15 protein-coding genes and 1 pseudogene are annotated in these 14407 nt (G+C 63.9%); 2 read left to right on the top strand and 14 right to left on the bottom strand.

Features of this window, described 5'->3' with window-relative positions; translation table 11 throughout:
- Window positions 1-185 precede the first annotated feature (185 nt).
- Window positions 186-650, top strand: a pseudogene (locus HPY55_09980) (TrpB-like pyridoxal-phosphate dependent enzyme).
- Window positions 651-769: 119 nt separating this feature from the next.
- Window positions 770-1219 (top strand): ParB N-terminal domain-containing protein, encoded by a 450-nt coding sequence (locus tag HPY55_09975; GenBank protein ID NPV70958.1) that lies wholly within the window; start codon window positions 770-772, stop codon window positions 1217-1219.
- Window positions 1220-1302: 83 nt separating this feature from the next.
- On the opposite strand, the gene HPY55_09970 is transcribed toward HPY55_09975, so the two are convergent.
- The 14 genes from HPY55_09970 to HPY55_09905 all read right to left on the bottom strand — a co-directional run bounded on the left by HPY55_09970 (window position 1303) and on the right by HPY55_09905 (window position 14403).
- Entirely contained in the window at window positions 1303-1788 is a 486-nt protein-coding gene (locus tag HPY55_09970; protein ID NPV70957.1) for a hypothetical protein, read from the bottom strand.
- Window positions 1789-1822: 34 nt separating this feature from the next.
- A complete protein-coding gene (locus HPY55_09965) occupies window positions 1823-2047 on the bottom strand; it encodes a sulfurtransferase TusA family protein (protein ID NPV70956.1) in 225 nt (74 codons plus the stop codon).
- A 64-nt stretch (window positions 2048-2111) separates the two neighbouring features.
- Window positions 2112-3779 carry an FAD-dependent oxidoreductase gene (locus HPY55_09960; GenBank protein NPV70955.1) on the bottom strand — a complete coding sequence of 556 codons (1668 nt, stop codon included), beginning with the start codon at window positions 3777-3779 and terminating at the stop codon, window positions 2112-2114.
- Window positions 3772-4071 carry a winged helix-turn-helix transcriptional regulator gene (locus tag HPY55_09955; protein NPV70954.1) on the bottom strand — a complete coding sequence of 100 codons (300 nt, stop codon included), beginning with the start codon at window positions 4069-4071 and terminating at the stop codon, window positions 3772-3774. Before HPY55_09955 ends, HPY55_09960 begins: the two co-directional genes overlap by 8 nt.
- Before the next feature lie 130 nt (window positions 4072-4201).
- Window positions 4202-5110 (bottom strand): foldase, encoded by a 909-nt coding sequence (locus HPY55_09950; GenBank protein ID NPV70953.1) that lies wholly within the window; start codon window positions 5108-5110, stop codon window positions 4202-4204.
- 165 nt (window positions 5111-5275) lie between these two features.
- Window positions 5276-5707, bottom strand: a complete 432-nt coding sequence (locus HPY55_09945) for a hypothetical protein (GenBank protein ID NPV70952.1) — start codon at window positions 5705-5707, stop codon at window positions 5276-5278.
- Between the two features lie 28 nt (window positions 5708-5735).
- A complete protein-coding gene (gene plsY, locus HPY55_09940; protein ID NPV70951.1) occupies window positions 5736-6344 on the bottom strand; it encodes a glycerol-3-phosphate 1-O-acyltransferase PlsY in 609 nt (202 codons plus the stop codon).
- Entirely contained in the window at window positions 6344-7501 is a 1158-nt protein-coding gene (locus HPY55_09935; protein NPV70950.1) for a glycerate kinase, read from the bottom strand. The genes plsY and HPY55_09935 overlap by 1 nt, the downstream gene beginning before the upstream one ends.
- A gap of 12 nt (window positions 7502-7513) precedes the next feature.
- Entirely contained in the window at window positions 7514-8701 is a 1188-nt protein-coding gene (locus HPY55_09930) for an ArgE/DapE family deacylase (protein ID NPV70949.1), read from the bottom strand.
- A 201-nt stretch (window positions 8702-8902) separates the two neighbouring features.
- Window positions 8903-10207, bottom strand: a complete 1305-nt coding sequence (gene glnA, locus HPY55_09925; GenBank protein ID NPV70948.1) for a type I glutamate--ammonia ligase — start codon at window positions 10205-10207, stop codon at window positions 8903-8905.
- 23 nt (window positions 10208-10230) lie between these two features.
- On the bottom strand, window positions 10231-10638 hold the full coding sequence (locus tag HPY55_09920; protein NPV70947.1) for a MerR family transcriptional regulator: 408 nt from the start codon (window positions 10636-10638) through the stop codon (window positions 10231-10233).
- A gap of 267 nt (window positions 10639-10905) precedes the next feature.
- Window positions 10906-13110: a bifunctional 4-hydroxy-3-methylbut-2-enyl diphosphate reductase/30S ribosomal protein S1 gene (locus HPY55_09915; GenBank protein ID NPV70946.1), complete on the bottom strand. Its 2205-nt coding sequence runs from the start codon at window positions 13108-13110 to the stop codon at window positions 10906-10908.
- Window positions 13091-13696: a 1-acyl-sn-glycerol-3-phosphate acyltransferase gene (locus tag HPY55_09910; protein ID NPV70945.1), complete on the bottom strand. Its 606-nt coding sequence runs from the start codon at window positions 13694-13696 to the stop codon at window positions 13091-13093. The genes HPY55_09915 and HPY55_09910 overlap by 20 nt, the downstream gene beginning before the upstream one ends.
- On the bottom strand, window positions 13678-14403 hold the full coding sequence (locus HPY55_09905) for a (d)CMP kinase (protein ID NPV70944.1): 726 nt from the start codon (window positions 14401-14403) through the stop codon (window positions 13678-13680). Before HPY55_09905 ends, HPY55_09910 begins: the two co-directional genes overlap by 19 nt.
- Window positions 14404-14407: the final 4 nt, after the last annotated feature.

Raw genomic sequence — 14407 nt, 5'->3', positions numbered from 1 at the left:
AGATGGGACTCGTGTCACTGCTCGATCATCTACACTATATCCAATGTGTTTCATGAACCGCCGGATGCGGAACCGCATGTCCGGTGGTGTGGGAGGACGGCGGGGGCAACTCCGCCTCCTACCCGATGCCGCCGGGCCCCACGGCATTCTCGCGTTCCCGGAAAACACAAGGAGGAGCGAGACAGATGGACAACAAAAGCGTGAAGTTCATACTCAAGGAGGTAGATCTCCCCACAGCCTGGCTAAACATCGCCACCGATCTGCCATTCCCGCTGGGTCCTCCCCTGCACCCCGCGACGTTGCAGCCGCTGACCACCGCGGACCTGGCTCCGCTGTTCCCTCAGGCCTTGATCGAGCAGAGGCGGCTCGAGAAGGCGCTGCGGACGCGGGAGAGGATCTACTACAAATACGAGGGCGTGAGCCCGGCGGGAAGCCACAAGCCAAATACCGCCGTCGCCCATCCGAAGACTTCCGCCGGCAGGTCGGTGCTCGCAAGTTCACCCGATTCACCGGGCAGCCTGGGTATCGCTATCAGCGAGGCCGTTGAAGACGCAGCCACCCACAGCGACACGAATTACTCCCTGGGAAGCGTCCTGAACCACGTGATCCTCCACCAGACAATCATCGGCCTCGAAGCGCAAGCGCAAATGGCCCAAGCCGGGGACTCCCCCGACGCCGCAGGCAGGCTCGAAGACTATGAGTACTCCAGGGCCGAGGTCGAGCGGGCGCTGGACGAATTGCCTGCCATACAGGGACGGGAGCAACAGGCATGAGCGGCAGGGAGAAGTGCCTCTTCAGGTTCCGGCTGCTCAGACTCTGCGGCCTGAAGGCGCACGAACACGTGGATCAACGCCACCTCCTCGAGCTTGCCGATGAGATACGCCGTGACGGCGAGCTGAGACAACCGGTCCTGGTCGACGAGAGATCGATGGTAATACTCGACGGGCACCACCGTGTGGCAGCTCTCAAACGCCTTGGCTGCCTGTTGGTCCCATCTTACCTGGTCGATTACTCGGACGACCAGATCACAGTGTGGCCGCGCCGTCCGGACATTCCAATAACGAAACAGAATGTCGTCCGCATGGGATTGAACGGCACCCTATACCCACCGAAGACGTCCCGCCACGAGTGGCCGTTAATCCCCCCACCCGCGCCCGTCCCACTGGAGCGGCTGGGGAGAGACCCTCGGGCCCTGCGAGGCAGCAGTGCGGGTCCGTGATCTGATAGACCCATCCCGGGACAGGGGCTTCGCTCCCGGTGTGCGCCGGGCGAAGCCCCTGAAGAGTGGCCTCGCTGCGTCTACTATATGAACAGGTTCAGGCCGGCCTGGTCGGCCTCGCCCAGGTACGTGGCGACGCCGGCAAATTCCACGCCATCCAGCAGCTCCTCCGGCTTCAGGCCCATCACGTCCATCGACATCGTGCACGCCACGAGCCTGACGCCGAGTTCCCGCGCCTGCTCGATGAGGTCCGGAAGCGACATCACCCGTTTCTGCTTCATGACGCTCTTCATCATCACAGTCCCGGCGCCGCACATGTTCATCTTCGACAGGCCGAGGCGGTTCGCACCCCTCGGCATCATCCACCCGAACACGCGGCCCAGCAGCGGTTTCCTGACCGGTCCGGGTCGTTCCTTCCTGAGGATATTGAGGCCCCAGAACGTGAAGAACATCGTCACTTCGCTGCCCATGGCCGCCGCGCCAGTCGCGATTATGAACGCCGCCATCGCCTTGTCCAGATCCCCGCTGAACACGATCATCGTCTTCTTATCCTGCCTGGTTCCATCCATCCGATTCACCTCCCCCCGGCGCGGCCCGACTACCTTAAACAACGACTATCCTGGCCCTTATGATCCCGTCCGTTTCCTCCACGTTTTCCAGGGTGTGGCCCGTCTTCGCGCACCACGCCCTGACGTCTTTCTTAAATCCGAAGTCGCTGGCGTCGACCACGATCACGTCACCCTTCGCAGCCGACTTCGCCGCCCGCGCCAGATCCACCAGCGGGCCGGGGCACTGGAGCCCCCTGCAGTCCACGTACTTCTCGGCCAATTCAGGTCACCACCCATTTTCCGTGCGTCGCGGCGCCCGTCCCTCGCGGCGGGCGCCCGCCCGCTTATTGCGTCTCGTACGGATAGGCGAGCATGCCGCCGTCCAGGATCTCCACCCGGCTGAAGCCGAGGTTCCGGAGCTTCAGATAGGCCGTATACGCCCTCCGCCCCACCCTGCATATGATGATCAACTCACGGTCGCGGGGGACCTCGGCCACGCGCGCCTCGATCTCGTTCACCGGAATGTTCACAGACCCCGGTATCGACCTGGCGGTGAACTCCGCCCCGGTCCTCACGTCGAGGAGAAACACTCCCGGATCCCGCAGCCGCGCCTGGAGCCGCGCGGCCGTGATCCCGTCCAGCCTCCCGCCCATCTTGTTGAGCAGCACGTTCGCAGCGGTAATCACGGGGCTCATGGCGCTCGAGAACGGCGGCGCGTACGCCAGGTCAAGCGTCGACAGTTCGTCGACCGTGCCTTTCAGCGAGATCAGGGTAACGAGGGTGTCGATGGGCTTGTCGACCACGCCCTCGCCCACGATCTGGGCCCCAAGCACGCGGCGCGTCCGGCCGTCTGCGATCAACCTGACCACGATGTCCCTGTGACCCGGGTAGTAGTGTGCCCTGTCCGGAGCGGCCACCGTGGCGGATACCGGATCGAACCCTTCTGCCGCAGCCTCGGCCTCCGTAAGGCCGGTTCGCGCGCAGGACGTGTCGAACACCTTGAACACGGCGGTGCCGAGCACCCCCGCGAACGCCTGCGAGCCTCCGGCAGCCCCCGCCACCTCAATGCCGGCCACCCGCCCCATCTTGTTCGCCGTCGAGCCCATCGGGTACCAGGCGGGCTTCCCAGTGACGAGATGTCTGGTCGCCGCACAGTCCCCCGCGGCGTATATGTCGGGGTCGGACGTCCTCATGGACCCGTCCACAAGTATTGCGCCGCGCGGGCCGAGCGCCAGCCCCGAACCGGCCGCAAGCCGCGTGTTGGGCCTGACTCCCACGGCCACGAGCACCATGTCGGCATCCAGACAGCGCGCGTTCGTACGCACCCGCCGTACGCAGCCGGACCCACCGTCCTCTATGCCGACCAATGCCTCGCCGGCGTACACCTCAACGCCGCTCTCCACGACGCAGTTCCTGATGCACCTCGACATGTCCGGGTCAAACCCGGGTGGGAAGTCCTCGAGCATCTCCACCACGGAGACTCGTATCCCTTTCCGGCTGAGGTTCTCCGCCGACTCGAGGCCGATGAACCCGCCGCCAACCACGACGGCGCGACACGGCCTCCTTCGTTCGATGAACGAGGTCAACGCGTCTGCATCGGTGACGCTCCTAAGCTTGAAAACCCCCTCCAGGTGGACCCCCGGCACGTCGGGCACTATCGCGCTCGCTCCGGTCGCGAGCACCAGCCTGTCGTATTCGAACTCGCGCTTTGTGCCGGTATCCAGGTCCGTGGCCACGACCACCTTCCTGCCGCGTTCGATCGAGTCGGCTCGGTGCCCGGTGATGACCTCGATCCGCTCCGAATCGCGGAATGACTCAGCCGACCTCACCACGAGCTCCCCGCGGCCCTTTATCACCCCGCCGACGTAGTACGGCAGCCCGCAACCAGCGTACGATACGTCCCTTTCCTCGGTGAGCACGGTTATCGACGCGGCGGGGTCGTCACGCCTCGCCTTGGCGGCGGCCTTTGTGCCGGCAGCCACGGCGCCGATAACCACTATCCTCTTACCCATCCACCCCACTCCCTTCGCCCCCAAGAATTGACCTGACCACCCTGGCAACCCGAGGGTCAACGACGGAGTATCGCACCTCGAGACCCTCGCGATGGCCGGCCACGATGCCCCTCGCCCGGAGTACCGCCAGGTGCTGCGACACGTTGGCCTGCGGTAACCCGAGGCACTCCTGCATCTTTCCGACGTTGCATTCCTCGTCTATCAGGCCCTCCAATATGCACAGCCGGACGGGGTGGGCGATCGCCTTCAGCAGGTCAGCCTCACGGCGATACTTATTGAAATCCTTCACAATCCATCACCCGTAACGCATCATATATCTCAATAATCATATATGCTAATGTTACTATATCGCGCAAAACGAAGAGAGCGCCGATAAAGAGGCGCTCTCCTTGAAATATCTCGCGTTCTCTTATCCTTCCAGCCTACTTCTTTTCCGGCTCGGCAGCGGGTGCGGGCACGTGCTCGAGATACTTATACCGCTCCCAGTACACACGCACATTCGAAGCCGACTTCAGTTCGTTGACCAGGGTCTCGACGGGCTTCGCCTTCGACGACTCCAGCGCTTCCACGATCTTCGCGCGCGAACCCTCAAGCGTCGCAGGCCTGGCCTCTTCCTTCGCGTCGACCCTGATCACGTGGAAACCGTACGACGTCTGCACCACGTCGCTGAGCTCGCCTGCCTTGAGCGCGAACGCGGCTTTCTCGAACGCTTCCTCGGTCTCGCCGCGCGTGATGAACCCCATGTCCCCGCCGTTGTCCTTGCTGCCCGGGTCGGTGGACTTCGCCACGGCCAGCGCAGCGAAATCCTTGCCCGCCTTCAGGTCTTTCAATATCTGCTCTGCTTCTTCTCGGGTCTCGACGAGGATGTGCCTGACCTTCACCTTTTCCGGCTGGCCCAGCGACTCCTTGTTCTCATCAAAGTAACTCTTGATGTCGTCCTCGGTGATCTTGACGTCCTTCAAGGTGAGCTTCTTGATGAGCAGGTTCAGGCCGACTACGTCCTGCAAGTCACTCATCTCCATGCCGGCGTCCTTCAGGGCATTCTTGAACTCCTCGTCACTGAGGAACTGCGTCTTGATCCGGGCGATCTCCTTGTCAACGTCTTCCCTGGAAACGGCGATGTTCTGGCGCTTCGCCTCCTGCTTAACCAGCCTTTCAATTATCAGGCGGTCGAGTACCTGCTTGCCTGATTCGTTCTGCAGCGCCTTGTAGAACTCGTCTGGGCTAATCCGGTCCCCGTTGACAGACAACACCGCCGACCTGGTATAAACCGCAACGCCAAGCCCCGCGATCAGGGCCAGTACGATTCCAACGAGAAGCCATTTCCTCAACTGCACGACCCCCACGCTCATATTGACCTCAAGTCCCGGCCTCCCCGATTATACACCAGATCAGCGTCGGCCTGTCCACCCCGCCGGCGCGGAAAGTAATTCCGCCGCAGGCAAAAAGACGGGGCGGCCGCGTTGGGGCATGCGTGCCGGGTTGGGTGCTGAGCGCTAGGCGGCCTTCATCCGTTCCGGCAGTACCTCCACAACCTTTGTCCCCGCGAATTTGTCGCCGAGTCTGAGACCCTCGGGGTCGGTGATGATGAAAACCAGCTCGAGTATGAAGATCGCCAGCGAAACGGGGGCTGCGAAGGTGAGGCCGATGATGGGGACGAGCATTAGAAGGTCGGGGGCGGCGAAAATGGCGTTACGCTTGACGGAATCCACATACGTGGCAGCCTGCCAGCCGGACACAGTCACCACCTTCAGGTTGAAGATCTTCTTGCCGGGACTCCTTCCATCCATCAGCCCGTCCTTCGCGAGCATGTAGGCGGCCGCGGCGAGCCCACCGACAACCGGCGCCATCGCGAGTACCAGCGAGATAACCGCGTCGACAAGCGACGCCAGGACCCTCCGTCCGAGGCCGGCTCTTGTGTAAGGCATAGGCCGATCCCTCCCACGAGGATTATATTCAGCCGGGTCCGGCCTTTTTCCCCAATCTGTTTTCGGTACCCGAGAGGAGCCTCCGGATGTTTGTCCTGTGCCGAACGATGACGAGACCCCCTGCGACGGCGGCGTACGCTATACCGGGTGTATCCGAGCCGGTGGCGGCGAACAGGAACGGAACGGCAGCCGCGGCGAGTATCGATCCGAGTGAGACGTAGCGCGTCGTGGCGACGACCGCAACGAACAGGGCGATCTCGATCAACAGCACTTTCGGGGCAAGAACGAGCAGCCCCCCTGCGGCTGTGGCCACGCTCTTTCCGCCGCGGAATCCGAGCCACACGGGGAACGAATGGCCCACGACCGCCATGGCGGCGGCGATCGACGCTCCCCAGGACCCCGCCAGTCTCGACCCGAGCAAAGCCGAGAGCGCGCCCTTCCCCAGGTCGAAACCCAGCACCACTGCGGCGGGGGCGGGACCCAGCACCCGCAGCACGTTGGTCGTTCCAATGTTCCCGCTCCCGTAATTCCTCACGTCGACATTCCCAAGACGGCGACCGACTATCAACCCGAACGGAATAGAACCGAGGAAGTACCCCGCGCCTCCCGCCAGTATCAGGCCCGCGTAATCCGCCATCATGGAGTGTCCCGCCTCTCAAGAACACGCCCCACGGATATCATCCTCCCGATCATTAATCCGGCCCGCTCTAGAAGCGTGCCCGCGGCCGCCATCGTCGCCTGCTCGGTACTGGGCCCGCCTGAAGCCACGACCACGGCGTCGAATTCCTCGTTCATCGCGTCCCAGGCGCCGTCTTCCACCTGGCCGGCGACCGCCACAACCGGAACGCCGCTACCCCTGGCAAGCCGCGCCACACCGAGGGGGCCCTTACCACTGAGCGTCTGCAAATCCAGCCGTCCTTCCCCTGTCACGACCAGGTCGCAAGCCCTGACAGCCGCTTCCAACCCAAGTATTCCCGAAACTATCTCGAAACCCGGCATGAGCCTCGCGCCGGCGAATGCGAGGAGGCCCCCTCCGAGCCCGCCCGCGGCGCCCGAACCCGGGATCGACAACACATCCGCACCCAGGTCGCGTTTCATGACTTGTGCGAATCTGAACAAGTTCCTGTCAAGAATCCTGACCATCTCCGGGGTGGCCCCCTTCTGCGGGCCGTACACCGCAGAAGCCCCGGTCTCGCCGCAAAGGGGATTGGTCACGTCGCACGCCACGATAACGTCGACCATCCGGAGTCGCTCGTCCACGCCAGTCGCGTCGATCGACTCCAGACGGGCGAGCTCGCCACCGCCTCTGCCGAGGTCGCGGCCATCCGGATCGAGCAGCCTGGCGCCCAGCGCCTGCGCCATTCCGGCCCCGCCGTCGTTTGTGGCGCTGCCTCCTATGCCGACGATCAGTTTATCACAGCCACGTTCGAGCGCCGCGCGTATGATCTGGCCGGTCCCGTACGTGCTCGCTTTCAGCGGGTCCCGCTTCTCCGCCGGGATCAATGTTATTCCCGACGCCGACGCCATTTCCACGACCGCCGTCCTTCCGGCACCTATAAGTCCAAAGCGCGCCCGCACATGGTCCCCCAGCGGCCCCTCAACCTCGACCTCCACAAACTCACCGTTCTTCGCGGTAACGACGGCGTCGACAAAACCCTGGCCCCCGTCTGATATCGGGAACTCGGCCACATCGACGTCCTCCAGGGACCGTCGAAGGCCCGCGGAGAGGCTGTGGGCGGCCGCGGCAGGGCTCAGGCTGCCCTTGAATGCGTTGGGCGCAACCAGCACTCGCAAGCGTCTCCCTCCTTACACGTCGCCGTCGGCCCCACCACAGAACAGCACGGCGAGGTCCGCCAGCGTACCCGCTACCGTGAGCACGTCCTCCACGTTGACGTACTCCTCGTCGGCGTGCGCGCCTTCGCCGCCCGGGCCGAAGATGACGCTGGGTATCCCCGCCCCTCCGAAAATCGCGCTGTCGAGCCAGCACGCCATGCCGGTCGTCGCCGGCGGCCTGCCGGTAGCCCGCGTAAACGACTCGCCAAGCAACCTCACAAGGCGCGAACCGGGGTTCACCTCGTATGGGGGACGGAACACGGTGACCTGGAAGTCCGCCTTGAATGACGGGTCCTCCCGAGAGAGAGAGTCGATGATTCCGCCGCACTCCGTGAGGACCGTCTCCGCGGTTTCCCCGGGTACGGTGCGCATCTCGTACATCAGGACGCATCTGTCCGGGTAGGTGCTGAGCTCCGCGCCGCCCGACACAGTCGAGGCATGCAAGGACGGCGGGCCGAGAAGAGGGTGGCCCCTGCGCGGGAACTCCCGCGCCGCGAGCCCTTCCAGTCGTGTCAGGAACCTCCCCATGTGCGCTATCGCGTCCACGCCGTCGGACGGACGGCTCCCGTGCGCGGCCCTCCCCCGCGTCTCCACCCTCACCCACGCAAATCCCTTGTGGGCGACGCATATTCGCATGCCGGTGGCCTCGGTGATGACGGCCGCCCCGGCCTCGACCCGCGGCGCGAGATACTGCGCCCCCACGCTGGAGTGCTCCTCGTCGCTGGTGCCGCCGAAGATCACGTCCCCCTCGAGATTCAGGCCGCTCCGCGAGAGCGCTTCCATGGCGCCGAGGATGGCCGCCAGGCCCCCCTTCATGTCGAGTGCGCCGCGGCCGTACACCCGCCCGTTCCTTTCCATGGCCACCAGCGGATCACGCATACCGCCGACGCCGACCGTGTCGAGGTGGCCGTTGAGAAGGAGATTCTGTCGACGGGACGGCCGCGAGCCGCGCAGCGTCGCCACGATGTTGGGCCTGTCGGGCGACGGCCCCTCGACGGTCGCTTCCAGGCCGATGTCCCTGCAGACGCCGGCAAGGTACCGGGCCATCGCGCCCTCGCCGGCCCCGCCGCTGACGAGCGTCGGGTTGACGGAGTCGATCGATATCATGTCTCTGAGCCAGGCCCGCACTTTATCGCGATCGATGGGCGGCACACCGGTCAAACGGAACACCTCCACGAGGGCTCGCCGGCTGCAGGCGCAGGGTCTGCTCGACACGGACGCTCACGAGAAATCCTTGGCCGGCTTACGGGGGATGGTTCAACACGGGACCGCAAATGTCCTCGCGCCAATCGAATTGGCCCTCCGGTGTGACCCGGCGGGCCAATCTGCTCTCTGGAACGCAGTTCCGTGGAACGCCGCTGTCTAGAACACCGTCAGGTACTGCTGGTGCTCCCACTCGTGAACCTGCGTGCGGTAGACGTCCCATTCTATCGTCTTCGCCTCGATGAACCTGTTGTAGATGTGGTCTCCGAGAGCGTCTTTCACGAGCGAGTCTTTCTTCATCTCCTGAATCGCGTCGAAAAGGCTGCCGGGCAGGTTGTCGACTCCGAGAGCGATCCTCTCGACCTCGTCCATCTCGTAGATATTCCGGTTCATTGGCTCCGGCGGCTCGATCCGGTTCCTGATGCCGTCCAGGCCCGCCTTCAGCATCAGCGCGTACGCGAGATATGGGTTGCACGACGGGTCGGGGCTGCGGAACTCGATCCTCGTGGCCTTGCCGCGCACGGCGGGGACGCGGATGAGCGGGCTGCGGTTCCTCTCGGACCACGCGATGTAGCACGGCGCCTCGTAACCCGGTACCAGCCGCTTGTAAGAATTCACAAGCGGGTTGCATATCGCGGTGATCGCCTTCGCGTGCTTCATCAACCCGCCGATATAGTACAGGCAGGCCTTACTCAGCCCGTACTTGCCGCCCGGGTCGGCGAATGCGTTGGCGCCGTTGGCGAAAAGGGACTGGTGGGTGTGCATCCCCGAGCCGTTCACCCCGAATATGGGCTTCGGCATGAACGTTGCGTGCATCCCGTGCTCGAGGGCTATCACCCTGACGATGAAGCGGAATGTCACTATGTTGTCCGCGGTCCGCACCGCGTCGGCGTACTTGAAATCGATCTCGTGCTGGCCCGGCGCGACCTCGTGGTGCGAGGTCTCCACTTCAAACCCCATTTCCTGCATGGCCAGCACCATGTCGCGCCGCGCGTCCTCGCCCTTGTCCATCGGCGAGAGGTCGAAATACCCGGCCTGGTCGCTCGTCTGCAAAACGGGCTTGCCCTTCTCGTCGCGCTCGAACAGGAAGAATTCCGCCTCCGACCCGCAGAACATGGTGAACCCCAGACCCTCGGCCTCTTTCATGATCCTTTTCAAGGCCTGCCTGGGGCAGCCTGCAAACGGGGAGCCGTCGGGGTTGTGCACGTCGCAGATGAGCCTGGCGGTGACCCCTTCCTGTGACTTCCACGGGAATACGGCGAACGTGTCGGGGTCCGGCCTCAGCACCATGTCGGACTCCTCGATCCTCACAAAGCCCTCGATCGAAGAGCCGTCGAAAAGGTGCTCGCCGCGGAGGGCCTTCTCCAGTTCCGACACAGGTATCGCCACGTTCTTCGGAACCCCGAGGATGTCGATGAGCTGGAGCATCACGAACTTCACGTTCAGGTCCCTGGCCAGCCTCATGACGTCCTCTTCCGTCCTCCTCGTCAAGCCTTTCCTCTCCCTTCCCCTATGGAAATGACATCTTTGGACCTGGCCGCCTTGGACCTCGCCTCATCGACGGCGTCGATCAACTGGAACCCGCCGGCGGGCGGATAGAGCGACGTGATTCGCCTGGCCGGCTGACCGCTTCCGGCGCCGGGAAACTTGATGGCGGCGTCGCCGCGGTGAGGCTGCCTGGCCTGGCTCTGCGCGCGCCTGGTAAGGGCTGCTGGGACCTCGCCCAGCGTGTAGCCAACCTGGAGCAGGGCCTTTATCTCGCGAAGCCGGTCGACGTCTTCCTGTGAGTACATTCGCCTGTTGCCACGGGTGCGGTCCGGCTTGAGAAGCCCTTTGGACTCGTAGTACCTGATCTGGCGCTCACTGAGCCCTGTCATCGAAACGACCACGCTCATCGACAGGACCGGCCTGTCACACTCTATCAAGCGCCATACCCCCAGTTCTTCCAGCCATGGCTTGAGTATATGTGCTGGTCAGAAATACTGTCAAGCGAGGATGTCAGGAAAGATGACATGCCTAATCCGGGGGGTAGAGAGCGCAGGCTGGCACCGCCGGCCTGATTGAATTGAAAAGGGGCCGCCGCCATGCGGCCCCGCAATCTGCATCTGCGGAGTGTGCAGTGCGCGGCGGGGACCCGAGGGTCCGCCCCCGCCCAGCCGCGCTTACTCCCCAGTGTCCTCCTTAGTTTCCTTGTCGCCCCTGGCCTCGCCGAGGATGTCGCCGAACATGTCGCCGAGTGTTGGGTTATCGAGAGCCTTCTGCTCCGCGATGTACTCGTCGGCCCGCGCCTTTTCCGTGTCATCCTCGACCGCCTTGAGGCTCAGGCTGATCCGCCTCTCGTCGGGCTTGGACTTCAGAACCTTCACCTTGACCGCCTGACCGGGGCTCAGCACCTCGTCGGGTTTGGCGACCCTCTGGTGCGACATCTCCGATATGTGTATGAGTCCCTCGACGCCCGGCTCCAGCTGCACGAACGCCCCGAACGGAGCCAGCCTGGTCACCTTACCCTGGACCACTGCGTCCACGGGGTACTTCGTCGACACGGTGCTCCACGGGTCTGGAAGCACCTGCTTGAGACCGAGCGATATCTTGCCCTTCTCCCTGTCGATCCTCAACACCATCACGTCGATCTGGTCGCCCTCTTTGACTACCTCGGATGGGTGACTCACCCTGCCCCACGAGAGTTCGGACACGTGGAGGAGTCCATCCACCCCGCCGATGTCGACGAACGCGCCGAAGTCGGTCAGCCCCTTGACCACGCCGCGCCTGACCTGCCCCTCGCTGATGCTCGACCACGTCTCCGTGCGCAGCCGCTCGCGTTCCTCTTCCAGGACCACGCGCTGCGACAGCACGACCCTGTTCTTGGAGCGGTCGAGCTCGAGTACCTTCAGGCGGACCTGCTTCCCGACGTACCTGGAGAGGTTGCTCACGTACCCGCGCTCGATCTGGGACGCGGGGACGAACCCCCTGAGGCCGACGTCAACCACGAGACCGCCCTTGACCTCCTGGATGACCTCCGCCTCGATGATGCGCCCCTCGTCGAGGGCTTCCTGCAGGCTCTTCCAGGCCACTTCCTCATCGGCGCGGCGCTTCGAGAGCTTCAGCACGCCTTCCTGGCTGTCCACGCTAAGAACGTACACCATGATTTCGTCTCCGGGGTGGACAATCTCAGTCAAGGGCGCCTGCTTGCGACTGACCTCGTTGGGCGGTATGACGCCTTCGGACTTGTAGCCGACATCCACCATGACGCCGTTCTCGTCGACCGAAACCACTTTACCCTTGATCAGATCGCCGGACTTCACCACTTTCAGCGCCTCGTCGTACATCTGGCCTTCCGCGGGCCCGGCCTGTGCCGCAGGCTGTTCGGGGGACGGCGGTTCAGGAGCCGGCGCCTCGGGAACGGCCTCCGCCTCGGCCTTCACCTCGGGTTCAGGCGAGGCCAGCGTTTCCGGCGCAGCCGCCGCTTCGGGCTGACCCCCCGCCTTCTGTTCAGGTTCCGACGCCTGGGGCGCCTCCTCGTGAGATACGTTCTTCTCGATGTCCTCCACCTTGCCTGCGACCTCCTTTATGACCCACTCTGGCGTTGAGGTTCCGGCTGTCATCCCCACCGAGCTTTTACCCATAAACCACTCCCGCCTGAGCTCTTCAGCCGATTCGATGAGGTGGGTCTCACAACCTTCTTCTCTAGCTATTTCTGCAAGCCGCCGGGTGTTCGCACTCCCCCTGCCTCCTACTACAAGCAGCAGGTCGCAGCACCCGGCCAGCCGGCGGGTAGCCTCCTGTCTCCTCGCGGTGGCCTCGCAGATCGTCTCCTCCACCTTGAGGTCGGGGACTCTGCCCCTGAGAACCTCCACGACTGCTTCGAACAGCTCACGCCTCACGGTCGTCTGCGCCACGACCCCCGCCCTGTCCGTGGCCGGGAGCGCCTGCGCCTTCTCGACGCTGTCGATGACCGCGCATCCGTTCCCCGCCCACGAGCTGGTGGCGATAACCTCCGGATGCTCCGGGTCGCCCACGATCAGCACCCGGTAGCCCTGTTCGCTGAGGGACTTCGCCGCCTGTTGCGCCGCCCGGACGTGCGGGCAAGTGGCATCGACGACCGGCAGCCCCCTCCTCAACGCCTCTGCAACGACATCGCGCGGCATCCCATGGGTTCTCAAGACGAGGGTGCCGGCGATGACCTGGGCGAGGCCTTCAACCGGTCTGATCCCTTTCGAGCGGAGTCGTTCTACCTCCTGGGGGTTGTGAATCAGGGGACCCAGGCAATATATGGTACCGCCTGAGCTTCCGGCCGCAGCCTCGGCCATTTCGACCGCGCGCTTGACTCCGTAACAGAACCCCAGATCATCAGCGAACCTGACCTTCAATCGATTTCCCCCGATCAATCAGGCCGGCTATCGCTTTCATGACCCTCGCGCCGCCATGCTCGACGTCCTGCGACGTCGGTCTGCCTGCGAAACCATCCAGCATGAACGGCTCGCCTATAATCACTTTCACTGTGCGCCCGACCCCGTACGGACCCGTGATGCCCACCGGAAGCACGGGGGCGGCGTTCCGCATGGCCAGGTATGCGCCGCCATTGTTAGCCTTGCCGAGCTCCCCGGTCCTGCTGCGCGTGCCCTCGGGGAATACCCCAACGGCGCCGCCGGCCGCCAGCACCTTGCCGGCGGAGGCTATCGCCTGCCTATCGGCCGCGCCGCGCCTGACCGGGAAAGCCTCCACCATCCGCAGCACTTGTCCGAATACCGGGTACCGGAAAAGCTCTTCTTTGGCCATGAACGAGACCTTGCGAGGCACGGCCCCCGCCACAACCACCGGATCCCACCAGTTAAGGTGGTTGGAGCATACGATCAGGGGACCGGTCGAGGGCACGTTCTCCTTGCCCCAAACCCGTACCCTGAACAGCGACCAGGCCACAAAACACAGGATTCTCCTCAACACCCAGTACAGCAACTGCCAAGTCCCTCGCAGAGCCTTAACACGGCCCGGGTAACTTCATCAGCGTTCATGCAGGTACTATCGATCACGATCGAGTCCTCGGCCGGCCGGAGCGGGTCCGTCTCCCTCCCGGAGTCTATGCGGTCCCTCGTCGCCATCGCGGCTGCCACCTCATCAAGCGTGGTCGCGTATCCATTGCTCAGGATCTCCCTGTATCGCCTGCGTGCCCGTTCCGCGAAGCTCGCCGTAAGGAATACCTTGAGTTCCGCGTCAGGCAGGACTCTGGTGCAAATGTCGCGGCCCTCCATGACCGCACCCCCCGCGGCCATTTCCCGCTGCGCCGCGACCATGAGCCTCCTCACGGCCGGATTCTCGGCCACGTAGGAAACGGCGGCGTTGACCTCAGGGGATCTTATCTCGGCCGTCACGTCCCGGCCGTCGAGGAGGACAACCTGACTCGCGCCGGTCCCCCCTGAATCCGGTGCCTTCAGCGTCACTTTCGTGGTAGATGCCAGATTCGCCACGATTCCGGTGTCGCGCGGGTCCAGGCCCGACCGGAGAACCCCTAAAGCAAGGGCGCGATACATCGCGCCCGTATCGATATATGGTAGTCCCAGTTCGCCGGCAAGCCGCCTCGCGAGAGTGCTCTTGCCAGCCCCTGCCGGGCCATCGATTCCGATTCTCACGCGTTTCCGTCCTGGCACGGTTGTGATTTTCGACATGGAT

This window comes from Bacillota bacterium (assembly GCA_013178305.1).
GTDB lineage: Bacteria > Bacillota > Sulfobacillia > JABLXB01 > JABLXB01 > JABLXB01.
Note: the sequence above shows the minus strand (reverse complement) of the source record. Positions and strands in the feature narration are given on the sequence as shown.